Genomic DNA, 18923 nt, shown 5'->3' with positions numbered 1-18923 from the left:
GTGAAGCTATGTTAAACCGCGAGCTCGAAGTCACCCTCAATCTTGCCTTCAAGGAGGCCCGTTCGAAACGTCATGAGTTCATGACCGTCGAACATCTGCTGCTGGCACTCCTTGACAATGAGGCTGCTGCGACCGTTCTGCGCGCCTGTGGCGCCAATCTCGACAAACTCAAGCACGACCTGCAAGAGTTCATCGATTCCACCACGCCCCTGATTCCAGTCAACGATGAAGACCGCGAAACCCAGCCAACCCTGGGCTTCCAGCGTGTGCTGCAGCGTGCCGTGTTTCACGTGCAAAGCTCCGGCAAACGTGAAGTAACCGGTGCCAACGTGCTGGTGGCGATTTTCAGCGAACAGGAAAGCCAGGCCGTGTTCCTGCTCAAACAGCAGAGCGTGGCCCGTATCGACGTGGTCAACTACATTGCCCACGGCATTTCCAAGGTGCCGGGCCATGGCTCGCACGCCGAAAGCGACCAGGAGATGCAAGACGAGGAGGGCGGTGAAACGTCTTCTTCCAGCAACCCGCTGGATGCCTACGCCAGCAACTTGAACGAACTGGCCCGTGCCGGGCGTATCGACCCGCTGGTCGGGCGCGAGCAGGAAGTCGAGCGTGTTGCGCAGATTCTTGCCCGCCGCCGCAAGAACAACCCGCTGCTGGTCGGTGAGGCCGGCGTGGGCAAGACCGCCATTGCCGAAGGCCTGGCAAAACGTATCGTCGACGGCCAGGTCCCCGACCTGCTGTCGCAGAGCGTGGTGTACTCCCTCGACCTGGGCGCGTTGCTGGCAGGTACCAAGTACCGTGGCGACTTCGAAAAACGCTTCAAGGCGTTGCTGGGTGAGCTGCGTAAACGCCCTCAGGCCATTCTGTTCATCGACGAGATCCACACCATTATCGGTGCGGGTGCGGCGTCGGGCGGGGTGATGGATGCGTCCAACCTGCTCAAACCGCTGCTGTCGTCCGGCGAGATCCGTTGCATTGGTTCGACGACCTTCCAGGAGTTCCGCGGCATTTTCGAGAAGGACCGTGCACTGGCGCGGCGCTTCCAGAAAGTCGATGTCAGCGAACCTTCGGTTGAAGACACCGTCGGCATTCTGCGCGGCCTCAAAGGGCGCTTCGAAAGCCATCACAACATCGAGTACAGCGACGAGGCCCTGCGCGCCGCCGCTGAACTGGCATCGCGCTACATCAACGATCGCCACATGCCGGACAAGGCCATCGACGTGATCGACGAGGCGGGTGCCTACCAGCGCCTGCAGCCCGAGGCGAATCGGGTCAAGCGCATCGACGTGCCGCAAGTCGAGGACATCGTCGCCAAGATCGCGCGTATTCCGCCGAAGCACGTCAGCAGTTCCGACAAGGAGCTGCTGCGTAACCTGGAGCGTGACCTGAAGCTGACCGTGTTCGGTCAGGACCAGGCGATCGACTCGCTGGCCACGGCGATCAAGCTGTCCCGCGCAGGCCTGAAGGCGCCGGACAAGCCGGTTGGTTCGTTCCTGTTCGCCGGCCCTACCGGCGTCGGCAAGACCGAAGCGGCGCGGCAGCTGGCCAAGGCGCTGGGCGTGGAACTGGTGCGCTTCGACATGTCCGAGTACATGGAGCGGCACACCGTATCGCGTTTGATCGGTGCGCCTCCTGGCTATGTCGGGTTCGACCAGGGCGGCCTGTTGACCGAGGCCATCACCAAGCAGCCGCACTGCGTGTTGCTGCTCGATGAAATCGAGAAGGCCCACCCGGAAGTCTTCAACCTGCTGCTGCAGGTGATGGACCACGGCACCCTGACCGACAACAACGGGCGCAAGGCGGACTTCCGCAACGTGATTGTGATCATGACTACCAACGCCGGTGCTGAAACCGCGGCCCGGGCGTCGATCGGCTTCACCCATCAGGACCACGCGTCCGATGCCATGGAGGTCATTCGCAAGAGCTTCACGCCGGAGTTCCGCAACCGTCTGGACACCATTATCCAGTTCGGCCGCTTGAGCCACGAAACGATCAAAAGCATCGTCGACAAGTTCCTCATCGAACTACAGGCGCAGCTGGAAGACAAACGTGTGCTGCTGGAAGTCAGCGATGACGCCCGCGGTTGGTTGGCGGCCTCTGGCTACGATGTGCAGATGGGCGCGCGGCCGATGGCGCGGCTTATCCAGGACAAGATCAAGCGACCGTTGGCTGAGGAGATCCTGTTTGGCGAGCTGGCCGAGCATGGCGGTGTGGTACACATCGACCTGCGCGATGGCGAACTGGTGTTCGACTTCGAGACCACGGCTGAGGTGGCCTGACAATGGGGCCGCTCTGCGGCCCAATCGCCGGCCAGCCGGCTCCCACACAGCCCCCCCGGGGGAGCCGGCTTGCCGGCGATTGGGCTGCAGAGCAGCCCCTGCTATTTCAGAGGCACAAAAAAGCCCGGCACATGGCCGGGCTTTTTCATGGCTGGAGCTTAGCGCGCACGGTAGGTGATGCGGCCCTTGCTCAGGTCGTACGGCGTCAGCTCGACGCGTACCTTGTCGCCAGTGAGAATACGGATGTAGTTCTTGCGCATCTTTCCGGAGATGTGCGCGGTTACGACGTGCCCGTTTTCCAACTCCACGCGGAACATGGTGTTGGGCAGGGTGTCGACGACAGTACCTTCCATTTCGAAGCTGTCTTCTTTCGACATGCAGTTGAGCCCTCGGTGTCCAGTGTTGGCCCGACGCATAACCGCACCGGGCAAAAAAGTGGCGTGGATTATGCCGGAAAATAGTGTGTCAAGCCAATGCTTTCAGTTGAGGGTGACCCAGCGCTGGTTGATCAGCAGTTCGATGGGGCGGTACTGGGTCTTGTAGTTCATCTTCTTGCAGTTCTTGATCCAGTAGCCCAGGTACACCGCTTCCAGGTCCTGGCGCAGCGCTTCGGTGATCTGCCAGAGGATGGCAAAGCGGCCCAGGCTGCGCCTTTCCTCGCCAGGCTCGTAGAAGGTGTATACCGCCGACAGGCCATTGGGCAGCAGGTCGCACACCGCGACGGCCAGAAGGCGGCCGGCCAGGCGGAACTCGTAGAACCAGCAGAACGGCAGGTCGCGCACCAGGAAGGTAGAAAACTGGTCGCGACTCGGCGGGTACATGTCGCCATCGGCGTGGCGGGTTTCGATATAGCGACGGTACAGGTCGAAGTACTCTTCCTTGAAGGCCGGGCGTGCGGCGGTCACGGTGAGGTCGGCGTTGCGCTTGAGGATACGCCGCTGCTGGCGGTTGGGGATGAAGCGCGCAGCGGGGATGCGCGCGGGTACGCAGGCATTGCAGTTCTGGCAATGCGGGCGGTACAGGTGGTCGCCACTGCGCCGAAAACCCATTTCCGACAGGTCGGCGTACACGTTCACATCCATCGGCTGGCTGGGGTCGAGGAACAGCGTGGTCGCCTGTTCGTCCGGCAGGTAGCTGCAGGAGTGGGGCTGAGTGGCATAGAACTTCAACCGCGCCAACTCTGTCATGATCGACCCCTTCGGTGAGACTTTGTTTTAAGTGTAAGCCAGCTCTCGCAACTCGCCTAGTTGAGCCAGGTGGCGCTGTTGGGCTGGTCGAGGTGGCGGGCCAGGTACTCGGCAAAAGTGGCGCGGCTGATGGCGCGGGCACCCAGGCTGTGCAGGTGGTTGGTGGGCATCTGGCAGTCGATCAGCACGAAGCCGGCCTGGCGCAGGTGCTCGACCAGGGTCACGAAGCCGACCTTGGAGGCGTTGTCGGCGCGGCTGAACATCGATTCGCCGAAAAACAGCTGGCCCATGGCCAGGCCGTACAGCCCGCCCACCAACTCGCCGTCCTGGCGCACTTCCACAGAATGGGCGATGCCGCGTTTGTGCAGTTCGCAGTAGGCGTTGCGCATGGTGTTTGTGATCCAGGTACCGTCGGCGTAGTCGCGTGGTGCCGCGCAGGCGTCGATCACGGCGGGGAAGTCGGTGTCGAAGCTGACCTGGTAGCGGCCCTGGCGCATCAGTTTTGCCAGCGAGCGCGAGACATGCAGTTCGTCCGGCAGCAGCACGGTGCGCGGGTCGGGCGACCACCAGAGAATCGGCTGGCCGTCCTGGTACCAGGGGAAGCAGCCGTGGCGATAAGCCTGCACCAGGCGCTCGGGGCTCAGGTCGCCGCCAGCGGCTAGCAGGCCGTTGGGGTCATGCAGGGCCTTTTCCAGAGGTGGGAAGGTCAGCGAGTCGCGGGTTAGCCAGGTGAGCATGGTCTATCGTGCGGTGGGGGAGGGGAGAGGGCAGCATGGCAAGGCAGGCTTGTGGGGTCAATGCTGTTGGCCCGCCCGCTTGCCGTTCTGCCCGTAATGCGTCTGGTCAGATGAAACAATAGGCAAATTCCTACACATTACGGCGGCCGTAGGCACCATCTGGCACATTTGCTGTCACACCTGTGCAAAAACACAGCATAAGCCTTTGTCACAAAAGAAAATGCATGCTCAAATTGCACCTATACGAAAGTCGCCCCCAGCCAAGTTCCATACGGCGTACCGCCATGGCGGCCGGCGGGCAGTAATGTTAAAAGTAGTGGTTCATTGGCCGGGCGCCGGCCGATCACTACTGGACGCGCAGCACGCGCAGGAATAGACGCGTTTTGAAGAAATCCACCGCAACTCCAGCTCCTTTGCCTGTGCCCCTGTGGCGGCAGCAGCTGCATTACCGCCTCAAGGAAGGTGCGTTGATCGCTGTCGGCGCCCTGTGCCTGTACTTGTGGATGGCGCTGCTGACCTACGACACCTCGGACCCTGGCTTCAGCCACACCAGCAACGTCGACCAGGTGCAGAACGCCGCCGGGCGTGCCGGTGCCTACTTCTCCGACATCCTGTTCATGGTGCTCGGCTACTTCGCCTACATCTTCCCGCTGCTGCTGGCGATCAAGACCTGGCAGATCTTCCGTGAGCGCCACCAGCCGTGGCAGTGGAGCGGCTGGCTGTTCTCCTGGCGCCTGATCGGCCTGGTGTTCCTGGTGCTGTCCGGTGCGGCGCTGGCGCATATCCATTTCCACCCGCCGGCGAGCCTGCCGTTCTCTGCGGGCGGTGCCCTGGGCGAGAGCCTGGGTGACCTGGCGCGCAACCTGCTGAACGTGCAGGGCAGCACGCTGATGTTCATCGCCTTGTTCCTGTTCGGCCTGACCGTATTCACCGACCTTTCGTGGTTCAAGGTGATGGACATGACCGGCAAGATCACCCTCGACCTGTTCGAGCTGGTGCAAGGCGCGGCCAACCGCTGGTGGGAGGCGCGCAATGAGCGCAAACGCCTCGAAGCGCAACTGCGCGAGGTGGACGAGCCGAGCTTCAAGGCAGCGCCGATGGCCGCTGAAAAACGCGAGCCGGCCAAGGCCCAACTGCGCGAGCGCATCGTCGAGCGCGACGAGCCGCCAGCCCGGCCCGTTGCTGCGCCACGCGAACCTGTGGTGCCACGCGAAACGGTCGTGCCGCGCGAGCAGGCTGTGGCCCCGGTCATCATCCCCCCAGCGCCGGCCAAGGCGCCGGAGCCAAGCAAACGGGTGATGAAGGAGAAGCAGGCGCCGCTGTTCGTCGACAGCGCTGTGGAAGGCACCTTGCCGTCGATTTCCATCCTCGACCCGGCCGAGGAAAAAAAGATCGAGTACTCGCCAGAGTCACTGGCCGGCGTCGGCCAGCTGCTGGAAATCAAGCTCAAGGAATTCGGCGTTGAAGTCTCGGTGGACTCGATCCACCCGGGCCCGGTCATTACCCGTTATGAGATCCAGCCAGCGGCCGGGGTCAAGGTCAGCCGTATCGCCAACCTTGCCAAAGACCTTGCGCGTTCGCTGGCGGTGACCAGTGTGCGGGTGGTCGAGGTGATCCCTGGCAAGACCACCGTGGGTATCGAGATCCCCAACGAAAACCGGCAGATGGTGCGTTTCTCCGAAGTGCTGTCGTCGCCGCTGTTCGACGAATCCAAGTCGCCGGTTGCCTTGGCCCTGGGCCACGACATCGGTGGCAAGCCGGTGATCACCGACTTGGCCAAGATGCCTCACCTGCTGGTGGCCGGTACCACCGGTTCCGGTAAGTCGGTGGGTGTGAACGCGATGATCCTGTCGATCCTGTTCAAGTCCGGCCCTGAAGACGCGCGGCTGATCATGATCGACCCGAAGATGCTCGAACTGTCGATCTATGAAGGCATCCCGCACTTGCTATGCCCGGTGGTCACCGACATGAAAGACGCCGCCAACGCACTGCGCTGGAGCGTCGCCGAGATGGAGCGCCGCTACAAGCTGATGGCCGCCATGGGCGTGCGTAACCTGGCGGGCTTCAACCGCAAGATCAAGGATGCCCAGGAGGCCGGCGAGGTCGTCCACGACCCGCTGTACCGCCGCGAGAGCATGGATGACGAGCCACCGACGCTGAACACCCTGCCGACCATCGTGGTGGTGGTGGACGAGTTCGCCGACATGATGATGATCGTCGGCAAGAAGGTCGAAGAACTGATCGCCCGTATCGCCCAGAAGGCGCGTGCTGCCGGTATCCACCTGATCCTCGCCACCCAGCGCCCGTCGGTGGACGTGATCACCGGCCTGATCAAGGCCAACATCCCGACCCGCATGGCGTTCCAGGTGTCGAGCAAGATCGACTCGCGGACCATCATCGACCAGGGTGGCGCCGAGCAGCTGCTGGGCCACGGTGACATGCTGTACATGCCGCCGGGCACCAGCCTGCCGATCCGTGTCCACGGCGCGTTCGTCTCTGACGATGAAGTGCACCGTGTGGTCGAAGCCTGGAAGTTGCGCGGTGCGCCGGACTACAACGACGACATCCTCAACGGCGTCGAAGAGGCCGGCAGTGGCTTCGAAGGCGGCGGCGGTGGTGGTGGCGACGAGGATTCGGAAAGCGACGCCCTGTATGATGAGGCGGTGCAGTTCGTGCTCGAAAGCCGCCGCGCGTCGATTTCGGCCGTGCAGCGCAAGCTGAAGATCGGCTACAACCGCGCCGCGCGCATGATCGAGGCGATGGAGATGGCCGGCGTGGTCACCCCGATGAACAGCAACGGCTCGCGGGAAGTGATTGCCCCGGGCGGCCCGCGCGACTGATGAACACCTTGCCAGGTGCCCGCAGGGCGCCTGGCTCATTTACTGCCCTAAGAGGATTTCCATGCGCGCGATTCGCATGCTGTTGGTTTCTGCCCTGGCTATGGGTTCCGTGGCGGCTTACGCTGGCGAACAGGACGTGCAACGCCTGACCCAGCTGCTGGAAAAGTCGCAGACCATCGAGGCCAATTTCTCTCAATTGACGTTGGGCGCCGACGGTACCAGCCTGCAGGAAACGGCTGGCCAGATGACCGTCAAGCGCCCGGGCCTGTTCTACTGGCACACCAACGCGCCGCAGGAGCAGGTCGTGGTGTCTGACGGCAAAATGGTCACCCTGTGGGACCCGGACCTGGAGCAGGCCACCATCAAGAAGCTTGATGTGCGCCTGAACCAGACCCCTGCGCTGCTGTTGTCCGGTGACGTGTCGAAGATCAGCCAGAGCTTCGACATCGCGTCAAAGGAACAGGGCGAAGTGATGGACTTCACCCTCAAGCCGAAGACCAAGGACACCTTGTTCGACTCGCTGCGCGTGTCGTTCCGCAAAGGCCTGATCAATGACATGCAGCTGATCGACAGCGTCGGCCAGCGCACCAACATCCTGTTCAATGGCGTGAAAGCCAACCAGGCGGTGCCGGACAGCAAGTTCAAGTTCGACATCCCGAAAGGCGCGGACGTCATCAAGGAGTAAGCAGAGCTCACCATGGACCTGTTTCGAAGCGAACCTGTTGCCCAGCCCCTGGCTGCCCGGCTGCGCCCGTCCAACCTGGACGAGTACGTCGGCCAGGAGCACCTGCTGGCGCGCGGCAAACCGCTGCGTGAGGCGCTGGAACAGGGGGCGCTGCACTCGATGATCTTCTGGGGGCCGCCGGGGGTGGGCAAGACCACACTCGCGCGGCTGCTGGCGCAGTTCTGCGATGCGCACTTCGAAACGGTTTCAGCGGTGCTGGCCGGGGTCAAGGAGATCCGCCAGGCCGTCGAGGTGGCCAAGCAGCAGGCTGCTCAATATGGCCGTCGCACGATTCTGTTCGTGGACGAGGTGCACCGCTTCAACAAGTCCCAGCAGGATGCTTTTCTGCCCTTTGTCGAAGACGGCACGCTGATCTTCATTGGCGCCACCACCGAAAATCCGTCGTTCGAGCTGAACAACGCCTTGCTCTCGCGGGCGCGGGTGTATGTGCTCAAGAGCCTGGATGAACCGGCATTGCGCAAGCTGGTCGACCGAGCCCTCAGCGAAGAGCGCGGCTTGGGCAAGCGTCATCTGAGCGTCGGTGACGACGCCTTTAAGATGCTCATGGCCGCCGCCGACGGTGATGGCCGGCGCATGCTCAACTTCCTCGAAAACGCCTCGGACCTGGCCGAAGATGGCGGCGAGATTGGTGTCGACCTGCTGCAAAGCCTGCTCGGCGACAGCCGCCGGCGCTTCGACAAAGGCGGCGAAGCGTTCTACGACCAGATTTCCGCCCTGCACAAATCGGTGCGCGGCTCTAACCCCGATGGTGCGCTGTACTGGTTCGCGCGCATGCTCGACGGCGGCTGCGACCCCCTGTACATCGCCCGCCGCGTGGTACGCATGGCCAGCGAAGACATCGGCAACGCCGACCCGCGCGCCCTCAGCCTGTGCCTGGCGGCATGGGATGTCCAGGAGCGCCTGGGCAGCCCCGAAGGCGAGCTGGCGGTGGCCCAGGCCATCACCTACATCGCCTGTGCACCCAAGAGCAACGCGGTGTACGTGGGCTTCAAGACGGCCCTGCGTGAAGCGGCCGAGCATGGCTCGCTGGAAGTGCCGCTGCACTTGCGCAACGCCCCGACCAAGCTGATGAAACAACTCGGCTATGGCGACGAATACCGCTACGCCCATGACGAACCCGACGCCTACGCCGCCGGCGAAGATTACTTCCCAGAGCAGCTAGAACCGCGCCAGTACTACCAGCCCGTGCCTCGTGGCCTGGAGCTTAAAATCGGCGAAAAACTGCGCCATCTGGCCGAACTTGACCGCAACAGCCCCCGCCAGCGGAGAAAATCGTGATTGCACTCATTGCCGCGGTCAGCGCGGGCGGTATCGCCGGTACCTTGTTGCGCTTCGCCACCTCGAACTGGGTCACGGCCCACTGGCCTCGGCATTTCTACCTCGGTACGCTGGCCGTCAACCTGGTCGGCTGCCTGCTGATCGGCTTGCTTTACGGCCTGTTCCTGCACAAGCCGCTGGCGCCGGTCGAGCTGCGCGCCGGCCTGATCGTCGGCTTTCTTGGCGGGCTGACGACGTTTTCCTCCTTTTCGCTCGATGCCGTGCGCCTGATGGAAAGTGGGCAAGTGCCCCTGGCCGTGGGCTATACCGGTATTAGCGTGATGGGCGGGCTACTGGCCACCTGGGCCGGCCTGTCCCTGACCCGACTCTGAACCAACCTATACACATAACGAGAGAACGACATGCTCGATTCCAAACTGTTACGCGGCCAACTTCAGGAAGTGGCTGACCGCCTCGCCTCCCGTGGCTTCAGCCTGGATGTCGCGCGCATCGAATCGCTGGAAGAGCGCCGCAAGGCGGTGCAGACCCGCACCGAGCAGCTGCAGGCCGAGCGTAACGCCCGCTCCAAATCGATCGGCCAGGCCAAGGCCAAGGGCGAGGACATCGCGCCGCTGATGGCTGATGTCGAGCGCATGGCCGGTGAGCTGGCGGCTGGTAAAGTCGAGCTGGACGAGATCCAGGCTGAACTGGACGGTATCGTCCTGACCATCCCCAACCTGCCGGACGCCAGCGTCCCGGTGGGTGCCAGCGAAGACGACAACGTCGAAGTGCGCCGTTGGGGTACGCCGAAAGCGTTCGATTTCGAGATCAAGGACCACGTCGCCCTGGGCGAGATCAGCGGTGGCCTGGACTTCGAAGCGGCAGCCAAGCTGTCGGGCGCCCGCTTTGCCGTGCTGCGCGGCCCGATTGCCCGCCTGCACCGCGCCCTGGCGCAGTTCATGATCAACCTGCACACCGGTGAACACGGCTACGAAGAGCACTACACCCCGTACCTGGTCCAGGCCCCGGCGCTGCAGGGTACCGGCCAGCTGCCGAAGTTCGAGGAAGACCTGTTCAAGATCACCCGAGAAGGTGAGGCTGACTTCTACCTGATCCCGACGGCCGAAGTGTCGCTGACCAACCTGGTGGCCGGCGAAATCATCGACGCCAAGCAGCTGCCGCTCAAGCTGGTTGCCCATACCCCTTGCTTCCGCAGTGAAGCTGGCGCGTCCGGCCGTGACACCCGTGGCATGATCCGCCAGCACCAGTTCGACAAGGTCGAAATGGTCCAGGTGGTCGAGCCGTCCAAGTCCATGGAAGCCCTGGAAGGCCTGACTGCCAACGCCGAGCGCGTTCTGCAGCTGCTGGAGCTGCCTTACCGCGTGCTGGCCCTGTGCACCGGCGACATGGGCTTCGGCGCCGTGAAAACCTACGACCTGGAAGTGTGGGTGCCGAGCCAGGACAAATACCGCGAAATCAGCTCTTGCTCCAACTGCGGTGACTTCCAGGCGCGCCGCATGCAGGCCCGCTGGCGCAACCCGGAAACCGGCAAGCCGGAGCTGGTGCACACCCTCAACGGCTCCGGCCTGGCAGTGGGCCGTACCCTGGTGGCGGTGCTGGAGAACTACCAGCAGGCCGACGGCTCCATCGTCGTGCCGGAAGTGCTCAAGCCCTACATGGGCGGTGTCGAGGTCATCCGCTAAATGGATTACCTGCCGCTGTTCCACAAGCTGCAGGGCGGCCGGGTGCTGGTCGTCGGCGGCGGCGAAATCGCCTTGCGCAAGGCGCGCCTGCTGGCCGATGCCGGCGCCGCGCTGCGGGTGGTGGCGCCCGAGGTCGACGGCCAACTGGCCGCGCTGGCCCGTGAAGGTGGCGGTGAGGTCTTGGTGCGTGGCTATCAGGCAGCCGACCTGGTCGGCTGTCGCCTGGTGATTGCGGCCACCGATGACCCTGGGCTCAATGCCCAAGTCTCGGCGGATGCGCAGGCGCGCAACCTGCCGGTAAACGTGGTGGATGCGCCGGCGCTGTGCACGGTGATCTTCCCGGCGATCGTCGACCGTTCGCCGTTGGTGGTGGCGGTTTCCAGTGGCGGTGACGCCCCGGTGCTGGCACGCTTGATCCGCGCCAAGCTGGAGGCCTGGATCCCGTCGGCCTATGGCGAGTTGGCCGGGTTGGCGGCGCGGTTCCGGCACAAGGTCAAGGCGCTTTACCCGGACGTCAACCAGCGTCGTGGCTTTTGGGAAAACGTGTTCCAAGGCCCCATTGCCGAGCGCCAGTTGGCCGGGCAGGGCGCCGAGGCCGAGCGCTTGTTGCAGGCGATGGTCGACGGCGCGCCGGTGCAGCAGGGCGGCGAGGTGTATCTGGTGGGGGCAGGGCCGGGTGATCCGGACTTGCTCACCTTCCGCGCCTTGCGCCTGATGCAGCAGGCCGATGTGGTGCTATACGACCGCCTGGTGGCACCCGCCATCATCGAGATGTGCCGGCGTGATGCCGAACGCATTTACGTGGGCAAGCGCCGCGCCGACCATGCCGTACCGCAGGACCAGATCAACCGCCTGCTGGTCGACCTGGCCAAGCAGGGCAAGCGTGTGTTGCGCCTGAAAGGCGGCGACCCGTTCATCTTCGGCCGGGGTGGCGAAGAAATCGAAGAACTGGCCGAGCAGGGTATCCCGTTCCAGGTGGTGCCCGGCATTACCGCGGCCAGTGGGTGCTCCGCCTACGGCGGCATTCCCTTGACCCATCGCGATTATGCCCAGTCGGTGCGCTTCGTTACCGGTCACCTCAAGGACGGTACCAGCAACCTGCCTTGGAATGACCTGGTGGCGCCTGCCCAGACTCTGGTGTTCTACATGGGGCTGGTGGGGTTGCCGACCATCTGTGCCGAGCTGATTCGCCACGGCCGTGCGGCGAGCACGCCTGCGGCGCTGGTGCAGCAGGGGACAACGCGTAATCAGCGGGTGTTCACCGGTACCTTGGCTGACTTGCCGGCGCTGGTGGCACAGCATGAAGTGCATGCGCCGACCCTGGTGATTGTCGGGGAAGTGGTGCAGTTGCGGGAGAAGCTGGCCTGGTTTGAAGGGGCGCAGAACAGCTGAAATTGTTGGGGCCGCTTCGCGGCCCATCGCAGGCAAGCCAGCTCCTACACGGACCGCGCAACCCCCAGGCTTAACGCGACCGCTGTAGGAGCGGCTTTAGCCGCGAACACCCGCAAAGCGGGTGCCATCCAGCGCAAGCCCCAGGCTTTACGCGACCTCTGTAGGAGCGGCTTCAGCCGCGAACACCCGCAAAGCGGGTGCCATCTGGCGCAATTCCCAAGCTTATCGCGGTCCCTGTGGGAGCAACTGTCTTGCTCAACCTTGCCAAATCCCTTTACCCGCCAACCGCTCCCGGTCATGCGGCAGGTTGAAATCCTGCAGCGGCCCTTTGGGCACGATGCCGTTCGGGTTGATGGTCTTGTGGCTCATGTAATAGTGCTTCTGGATGTGCTCCATGTTCACCGTTTGCGCCACGCCCGGCCACTGGTACAGCTCGCGCAGCCAGTTGGACAGGTTCGGATAGTCGCTCAGCCGGCGCAGGTTGCACTTGAAGTGGCCGTGATACACCGCATCGAACCGCACCAGTGTGGTGAACAACCGAACATCGGCCTCGGTCAGGTATTCGCCTGCCAGGTAACGATTGCGGCTCAGCAAGTCTTCCAAGTGATCCAGTTCGTTGAACACTTCGTCGAACGCCGTCTCATAGGCTTCCTGCGTGGTGGCAAAGCCTGCGCGATAAACGCCGTTGTTCACTGCTGGGTAGATGCGTGAGTTAAGCGCCTCGATGGCTGGACGCAGCGGCTCCGGGTACAAGTCCAGGTGGTTGCCGGTCAGCTCGTTGAACGCGCTGTTGAAGATGCGGATGATCTCTGCCGACTCGTTGTTGACGATGCGCTTCTCTTGTTTGTCCCACAGCACGGGCACGGTCACGCGGCCGGTGTAGTGCGGGTCGTCCTGGGTGTAGCGCTGGTGCATGAATTCAAGGGCGTCGAGGTGGTCCCCGGTGGAGCCTTGCTGCTGGTCGAAGGTCCAGCCGTTTTCCTGCATCAGCCAGCTGACCACCGACACATCGATCAACGGTTCCAGGCCTTTGAGGGCGCGAACGATCAGCGTGCGATGAGCCCATGGGCAAGCCAGCGACACATACAGGTGATAGCGACCGGCCTCGGGGGCCGGCAACTGATTGCGACGCTGGGCGTTCTCCCGCTTGAAGGCGCCATCCTTGCCGTTTTCGTACCACTGGTCGTGCCAGCGGCCGTCGATCAAAAGGCCCATGGTGAGCTCCTCGGAACAAAGTTGTTTGTCGTTGGAGCCCAGTCTAGAGGAAATCGTTCGAACAAATAGCGCAAAGACTGCGCACTTATTATCTACTTATTCGATTGGTTTCGGGCGGCCCAATAAGCGCGTGCAGCTGCAAACGCCTCGTCACGAGTCTGGCCCAAACCGCGCAGGGCAAGGGCCATGGTTGCAATGACGGCCATCTCGCCGTAACTGTCTGCAGCCTCGCCGCGCCACACTGCCAGCAACTGTTCGGGCTGCAGGCTCGCTGGTTTGACATGGCGGCGTTCACTCAGCGCCGGCCATTCCTCGTCCCAGGCTTCGCCTGCGCTGGTGCCGTACAGGTGGCTGATGACGTCCGGGTTGACCTCGATCTCACCACCATCGCCCTTGATCACCACGGCGTGGTCGCCGAGCAGGCGGCTGGCTTCGCGGTGCACGGCCTGGTAGCCGGGGTGGAAGATGCTCTGCAGCCCGCAGCGTGCACTCAACGGGTTGAGCACCCGGGCCAGCGAGTGGATGGGCGAGCGCAGGCCGAGGGTATTGCGCAGGTCGATCATCCGTTGCAGCTGCGGGGCCCAGTCTTGCAGCGGGAAGAACGCCAGGCGCTGCTGGTCCAGTGCCTGCTCGACGGCGGACCAATCGCGGCACAGGGGGATCTCCAGCAGGGCCAGCAGTTGCTCGGTGTACATGCGCCCGGCCGTGTGCGCGCCACCGCCGTGCAGGAGGATGCGCACGCCATTGTTGGCCAGGCACTTGGCGGCCAGCAGGTACCAGGGCAGGTGGCGCTTCTTGCCGGCGTAGCTTGGCCAGTCCAGGTCGACGGCAATGCGCGGGGCCTGCAGATGCGCGCGCAGGGCTTCGGTGAAACCGGCCAGTTCCTCGGCACTTTCTTCCTTGTGCCGCAGCAGCATGAGGAAGGCACCCAGCTGGGTGTCCTCGACCTTGCCTTCCAGCAGCAGGGTCATGGCCGCACGGGCTTCCTCACGGGTCAAGCCGCGGGCGCCGCGCTTGCCTTTGCCAAGGATGCGCACGAATTCGGCGAAGGGGTGTTCGGCGGGGGTTTCCAGGGTCAGCGGGCGAGCTTCTGTCATATGCAATTGGTCGGCTTGGGCAGGCCCGCCAGCTTGGCGGCGAGTTTGGCGGGGGTGCCATTGAACAGGCGGTTCAGGTGCGGGCTGTTGCCCTTTTCCGGGCCCAGCTTGAGCGCGGTGTACTTGATCAACGGGCGCGTGGCAGGCGACAGCTGGTACTCCTCGTAGAACTGGCGCAGCAGTTCGAGGATCTCCCAATGGTCGGCGGTCAGGGCCATGCTTTCGCGCTCGGCCAGCGCCTCGGCGACGGCGCGGGACCAATCTTGCAGGTCGACCAGAAAGCCGTCTTTGTCCAGGGCAATGGCCTGGTTGTCTACCGTCAGGGTGTTCATAGCCAGCTGTTGACCTTGTCGTAGTGCAGCGACAGCGCAACGAACGCCTGGTAGTCCACCGCTTTGGCCAGCCCGCCGGTGATGGCGCGGGCTTGCAGGTCTTCATCGAGGGCGAACAGGCGCTGACCCAGGCCGGCTGCTTGCAGCAAGCGCTGCGTCTCGCTGCCATCGCGCAGGGCGTAGACCGCATCGCCGCACAGCAGCAAGGCGTCCTCGCTGCCGAGCAGGCGCAGGCAGCTGCCGAGGCGGTCGTCGCCGAAGGGGGAGTGGGTAATCACGTGCAAGGTCGGCATCAGAGCGTCACCACTTGGTCGAAACGGGCAATCAGTGCCCTCAGTGCTGCGTCGTCCAGCACATCTACCGGCAGCGCCAGCTTATCGGCGGCCAGCCCGCGCACGGCCAGGCTGTGCTGACAGGCGAACAGTGCTTCTACGCCAAACATCGGCAGGGCCTGCAGGTTGGCGGCAAGATTTTTTTGCTGCACGGCGGCGGGTTGCTGATGGGGCGCTAGCTGGAATACGCCGTCATCGAGAAACAGCATACCCAGCGGCAGATCGAAGGCACCGCCAGCCAAGGCGATGTCCAGTGCTTCGCGGGCGGATGGGCCGTTCCACGGTGCCTGGCGGCTGATGATCAACATGGATTTGGCCATTTCAGTCACCTCCAAAGCAGATCAGGCGGTCGGCTTGCTGCGCCGCTTCGTGCAATTGGCCCAGGCCGGACAGCTCCCACGGCTTGGGCAGGTTCACGGCCGGGCGCTGGTAGCGGCTGGCCTCGGTTTCGTCGAGCACGCCGCGACGCAGGGCTGCGGCGATGCACACCACAGCGTCGAGCTGGTGGCTGTCGATAAAGGCGCGCCACTGGGCGGCGATGTCCTGTTCATCCTGGGGCGCGACGACGTTGGCCGAGGCGCTGTGCACGCCATCCTGATAGAAGAACAGCCGGGCAATCTCATGCCCGCCAGCCAGCACCGCCTCGGCGAAGCGCAAGGCGCGCCGCGAAGAGGGCGCATGGGCCGGGGAAAAAACCGCGATAGCGAATTTCATGGATAACTCGTGCAAAAGAATGCCGCCATGATAAAGCAAAAAAGCCCGCGCCCGCTTGTGCAAGCGGCGCGAGCTTTCTATCAAACCCCAGGTCTGTGCGATCCCACAGGTGCTTCGCATGGCTTGAGCCCGATGCGGTCGGTGTAGGGGCTGGCTTGCCGGCGATGGGCCGCGCAGCGGCCCCTTGGCCCAGCCAGAAGGGCACAAGGCTCAAGCCTGCTCCTTGCTCTCCGGCAAGAACCAGTTCAGCACCAGCGCACAGATCCCCCCAGTAGCCACACCCGACTCCAGCACATTGCGAATCGCCGCGGGCATATGCGCCAGGAACTCCGGCACCTGCGCCACGCCCAGGCCCAGCGCCAGCGACACGGCGATGATCAGCAACGCGCGGCGGTCCAGGCGGGTGCTGGCCAGGATGTTGATGCCCGAGGCCGCGACCGCGCCGAACATGACCATGGCCGCGCCGCCCAGCACCGGTTCAGGCACTGCCTGAATCACCCCGGCAACGCTTGGGAACAGGCCCAGCAACACCAGCATCACGGCAATCCAGATGCCGATGTGGCGGCTGGCAATGCCAGTCAGCTGAATCACGCCGTTGTTCTGCGCGAAGATCGAGCTAGGGAAGGTATTGAACAGGCCGGCCAGCAGCGAGTTGGCACCGTTGACCAGCACGCCACCCTTGATCCGCTGCATCCACACCGGCCCTTCAACCGGCTGGCGCGACACCTTGCTGGTGGCGGTAACGTCACCGATAGCTTCCAGCGAAGTCACCAGGTAGATCACCAGCATCGGAATGAACAGCGCCCAGGAGAAGCCCAGGCCGAAGTGCAGCGGCGTCGGCACCTGGAACAGCGCGGCCTGATGCATGCCGGTGAAATCCAGGCGGCCCATGTAGCCGGCCAGTGCATAGCCAACCGCCAGGGCGATGACGATGGCGCAGCTGCGCATCCACACCACCGGGACGCGATTGAGGATCACGATGATCGCCAGCACCACGCCCGACAGCAGTAGGTTATCGCCGTTGGCAAAGGTGCCATTGGCCATGGCGCCAAAGCCACCGCCCATGCTGATCAGGCCGACCTTGATCAGGGTCAGGCCGATCATCAGCACCACGATACCGGTCACCAACGGGGTGATCAGGCGTTTGACGAACGGCAGGATGCGCGACACGCCCATCTCGACGAACGAGCCGGCGATTACCACACCAAAGATAGCCGCCATCACGCCTTCAACCGGCGTGCCTTGCTTGACCATCAGCGCGCCACCGGCAATCAGCGGCCCGACGAAGTTGAAGCTGGTGCCCTGCACGATCAACAGCCCGGCGCCGAATGGGCCAAAGCGTTTGCACTGCACGAAGGTGGCGATACCCGAGATCACCAGCGACATGGAGACGATCAGGTTGGTATCACGCGCCGAAACGCCCAGCGCCTGGCAGATCAGCAGGCCAGGGGTGACGATCGGCACGATGATCGCCAGCAGATGCTGCAGGGCAGCCAGCAGGCCGATCAGTAGCCGTGGTTTGTCCTCCAGGCCAAGCACCAGTTCATTGGCAGGCGCCGCTGCGCCTGGGCTGTGTTCGTGTGAGCTCATTGCTGAAAGCCGCCCCGGAAGAAAAAAGGAGCGCATTCTACGGGGTGATGAAGGATTGCGGTAGAGAAAAGCACGATGGCGGCATGATCGGCGAGCATTTGCCTGATTATCTGACTTTTTAGTCAATTATTGGCGTGCGCCACGTTCCCTGTAGGAGCAGCACAAGGTTGCTTTCAGAGAACAAAACTTGACTCGTCAATGTAGCCGGGGACTCTGTAGGAGCGGGCTTGCCCCGCGAACACCGGCAAAGCCGGTGCCATGCACCGCACGGCCCCTTCGCGGGGCAAGCCCGCTCCCACAATGACCACTGTTATCTGCGTGACCGCGCAGCCCCAAGGGCTGGCAGTCTCCGGCCCACAAAAAAGCCCGCCGAAGCGGGCTTTCTCACACAGCAATCAATCAGTCATCACGGCCCATGATGCCAAACAGCTGCAGCAGGCTGACGAACAGGTTGTAGATCGATACATACAGGCTGATGGTCGCCATGATGTAGTTACGCTCGCCACCGTGGATGATCGCGCTGGTCTGGAACAGGATGCAGACCGACGAGAACAGCACGAAGCCAGCGCTGATCGCCAGTTGCAGGCCGCTGATCTGGAAGAAGAAGCTGGCAACCACGGCGCCCAGCAGGACAAAGAAGCCGGCAGTGATGAAGCCACTGAGGAAGCTCATGTCCTTGCGGGTGATCAGCACGTAGGCCGACAGGCCGCCGAACACCAGCGCAGTCATGGCAAACGCCGAGCTGACCACTTCAGCGCCACCGGCCATGCCCAGGTAACGGTTCAGGATCGGGCCGAGGATGAAGCCCATGAAGCCGGTGAGGGCGAAGGTGGACACCAGGCCCCAGGCCGAATCACGCAGCTTGTTGGTGAGGAAGAACAGGCCGTAGAAGCCGATCAGCACGACGAATACGTTCGGGTAGCCGACACGCATCTGCTGGGCAACGAAAGCCATGACACCACTGAAGGCGAGGGTGAGTGCCAGCAGGCTGTAGGTGTTGCGCAGGACCTTGCTGACCTCGCGCTGCTCGACCTGTTGGCCGCTGTGTACGGCATAATCCTGTTCGCGCATGGCGACACTCCTTGGTAAACCTGTGGTTTTGGAACGTTCAGATGCTAGGAGTCTATCAGAGCTCCTGCAACCGGCGACATAGAGAGTTTGACAGCGTGTTTCATTACGGTATTATGGCGGCCGCAAAACGAGCTGGAAGCGTGGCCGAGTGGTTTAAGGCAACGGTCTTGAAAACCGTCGATGGGCAACTATCCTAGAGTTCGAATCTCTACGCTTCCGCCACTATTTTTTCAACAAAAGCCCCGACTATTCGGGGCTTTTGTGTTTCTGAGGTTTGGCACAAGGTCCCCACCGGCCACAAGCGTGCGCTGTACCTGTAGGAGCGGGCTTGCCCGCGATCAGGCCAGATCAGCCAACCAATCATTTCCAGTCCCAATGCAGCGTCCGCGCCACAGCGGCACATTGAGGCAAGCAGAGAATGCACGCGTACAA

General features: G+C 63.1%; 18 protein-coding genes and 1 tRNA gene. 8 read left to right on the top strand and 11 right to left on the bottom strand.

Features of this window, described 5'->3' with window-relative positions:
- The first annotated feature begins 8 nt into the window (after positions 1-8).
- Positions 9-2279 (top strand): ATP-dependent Clp protease ATP-binding subunit ClpA, encoded by a 2271-nt coding sequence (gene clpA, locus ACNQPL_RS21500; RefSeq protein ID WP_346612123.1) that lies wholly within the window; start codon positions 9-11, stop codon positions 2277-2279.
- A gap of 158 nt (positions 2280-2437) precedes the next feature.
- Here clpA and infA read toward each other — a convergent pair whose 3' ends face one another.
- The 3 genes from infA to aat form a co-directional block, all read right to left on the bottom strand.
- A complete protein-coding gene (infA, locus tag ACNQPL_RS21495) occupies positions 2438-2656 on the bottom strand; it encodes a translation initiation factor IF-1 (protein ID WP_002553999.1) in 219 nt (72 codons plus the stop codon).
- Positions 2657-2758: 102 nt separating this feature from the next.
- Positions 2759-3466 (bottom strand): arginyltransferase, encoded by a 708-nt coding sequence (locus ACNQPL_RS21490; protein ID WP_416467857.1) that lies wholly within the window; start codon positions 3464-3466, stop codon positions 2759-2761.
- Positions 3467-3522: 56 nt separating this feature from the next.
- Positions 3523-4203 carry a leucyl/phenylalanyl-tRNA--protein transferase gene (aat, locus tag ACNQPL_RS21485; RefSeq protein ID WP_416467856.1) on the bottom strand — a complete coding sequence of 227 codons (681 nt, stop codon included), beginning with the start codon at positions 4201-4203 and terminating at the stop codon, positions 3523-3525.
- Positions 4204-4586: 383 nt separating this feature from the next.
- Between aat and ACNQPL_RS21480 the strand changes: the two genes are divergently transcribed.
- From ACNQPL_RS21480 to cysG, 6 genes are all read left to right on the top strand, one after another.
- Complete coding sequence (locus ACNQPL_RS21480) at positions 4587-7043, top strand: DNA translocase FtsK (RefSeq protein WP_416467855.1); 2457 nt, start codon at positions 4587-4589, stop codon at positions 7041-7043.
- Positions 7044-7104: 61 nt separating this feature from the next.
- Positions 7105-7728 (top strand): outer membrane lipoprotein chaperone LolA, encoded by a 624-nt coding sequence (gene lolA / locus ACNQPL_RS21475; protein ID WP_346612127.1) that lies wholly within the window; start codon positions 7105-7107, stop codon positions 7726-7728.
- A gap of 12 nt (positions 7729-7740) precedes the next feature.
- Positions 7741-9066: a replication-associated recombination protein A gene (locus tag ACNQPL_RS21470; protein WP_346612128.1), complete on the top strand. Its 1326-nt coding sequence runs from the start codon at positions 7741-7743 to the stop codon at positions 9064-9066.
- Complete coding sequence (gene crcB, locus ACNQPL_RS21465) at positions 9063-9437, top strand: fluoride efflux transporter CrcB (protein WP_416467854.1); 375 nt, start codon at positions 9063-9065, stop codon at positions 9435-9437. The genes ACNQPL_RS21470 and crcB overlap by 4 nt, the downstream gene beginning before the upstream one ends.
- A 30-nt stretch (positions 9438-9467) precedes the next feature.
- Positions 9468-10748: a serine--tRNA ligase gene (gene serS / locus ACNQPL_RS21460; RefSeq protein ID WP_346612130.1), complete on the top strand. Its 1281-nt coding sequence runs from the start codon at positions 9468-9470 to the stop codon at positions 10746-10748.
- A complete protein-coding gene (gene cysG / locus ACNQPL_RS21455) occupies positions 10749-12140 on the top strand; it encodes a siroheme synthase CysG (RefSeq protein ID WP_387526586.1) in 1392 nt (463 codons plus the stop codon).
- A gap of 255 nt (positions 12141-12395) precedes the next feature.
- Here the strand turns inward: cysG and ACNQPL_RS21450 are convergent, their stop codons facing one another.
- The 8 genes from ACNQPL_RS21450 to ACNQPL_RS21415 form a co-directional block, all read right to left on the bottom strand.
- Complete coding sequence (locus ACNQPL_RS21450) at positions 12396-13355, bottom strand: glutathione S-transferase family protein (RefSeq protein WP_346612132.1); 960 nt, start codon at positions 13353-13355, stop codon at positions 12396-12398.
- 92 nt (positions 13356-13447) lie between these two features.
- The gene (locus ACNQPL_RS21445; RefSeq protein WP_346612525.1) at positions 13448-14434 is read right to left on the bottom strand and encodes a glycosyl transferase family protein; all 987 of its coding nucleotides are present in this window, start codon (positions 14432-14434) and stop codon (positions 13448-13450) included.
- A 14-nt stretch (positions 14435-14448) separates the two neighbouring features.
- On the bottom strand, positions 14449-14784 hold the full coding sequence (locus ACNQPL_RS21440; RefSeq protein ID WP_346612133.1) for a TusE/DsrC/DsvC family sulfur relay protein: 336 nt from the start codon (positions 14782-14784) through the stop codon (positions 14449-14451).
- Positions 14781-15077 carry a sulfurtransferase complex subunit TusB gene (tusB, locus tag ACNQPL_RS21435; RefSeq protein WP_346612134.1) on the bottom strand — a complete coding sequence of 99 codons (297 nt, stop codon included), beginning with the start codon at positions 15075-15077 and terminating at the stop codon, positions 14781-14783. The genes ACNQPL_RS21440 and tusB overlap by 4 nt, the downstream gene beginning before the upstream one ends.
- Positions 15077-15436 carry a sulfurtransferase complex subunit TusC gene (gene tusC / locus ACNQPL_RS21430; protein ID WP_416467853.1) on the bottom strand — a complete coding sequence of 120 codons (360 nt, stop codon included), beginning with the start codon at positions 15434-15436 and terminating at the stop codon, positions 15077-15079. Before tusC ends, tusB begins: the two co-directional genes overlap by 1 nt.
- 1 nt (position 15437) lies before the next feature.
- On the bottom strand, positions 15438-15830 hold the full coding sequence (gene tusD / locus ACNQPL_RS21425; RefSeq protein WP_346612136.1) for a sulfurtransferase complex subunit TusD: 393 nt from the start codon (positions 15828-15830) through the stop codon (positions 15438-15440).
- 210 nt (positions 15831-16040) lie between these two features.
- A complete protein-coding gene (locus tag ACNQPL_RS21420; protein ID WP_346612137.1) occupies positions 16041-17420 on the bottom strand; it encodes a nucleobase:cation symporter-2 family protein in 1380 nt (459 codons plus the stop codon).
- Between the two features lie 399 nt (positions 17421-17819).
- A complete protein-coding gene (locus tag ACNQPL_RS21415) occupies positions 17820-18491 on the bottom strand; it encodes a Bax inhibitor-1/YccA family protein (RefSeq protein WP_346612138.1) in 672 nt (223 codons plus the stop codon).
- A gap of 134 nt (positions 18492-18625) precedes the next feature.
- Here ACNQPL_RS21415 and ACNQPL_RS21410 point away from each other — a divergent pair.
- A tRNA-Ser gene (locus ACNQPL_RS21410) sits at positions 18626-18713 on the top strand.
- Positions 18714-18923 lie beyond the last annotated feature (210 nt).

Source organism: Pseudomonas sp. LFS044 (assembly GCF_047978245.1).
Lineage (GTDB): Bacteria > Pseudomonadota > Gammaproteobacteria > Pseudomonadales > Pseudomonadaceae > Aquipseudomonas.
Note: the sequence above shows the minus strand (reverse complement) of the source record. Positions and strands in the feature narration are given on the sequence as shown.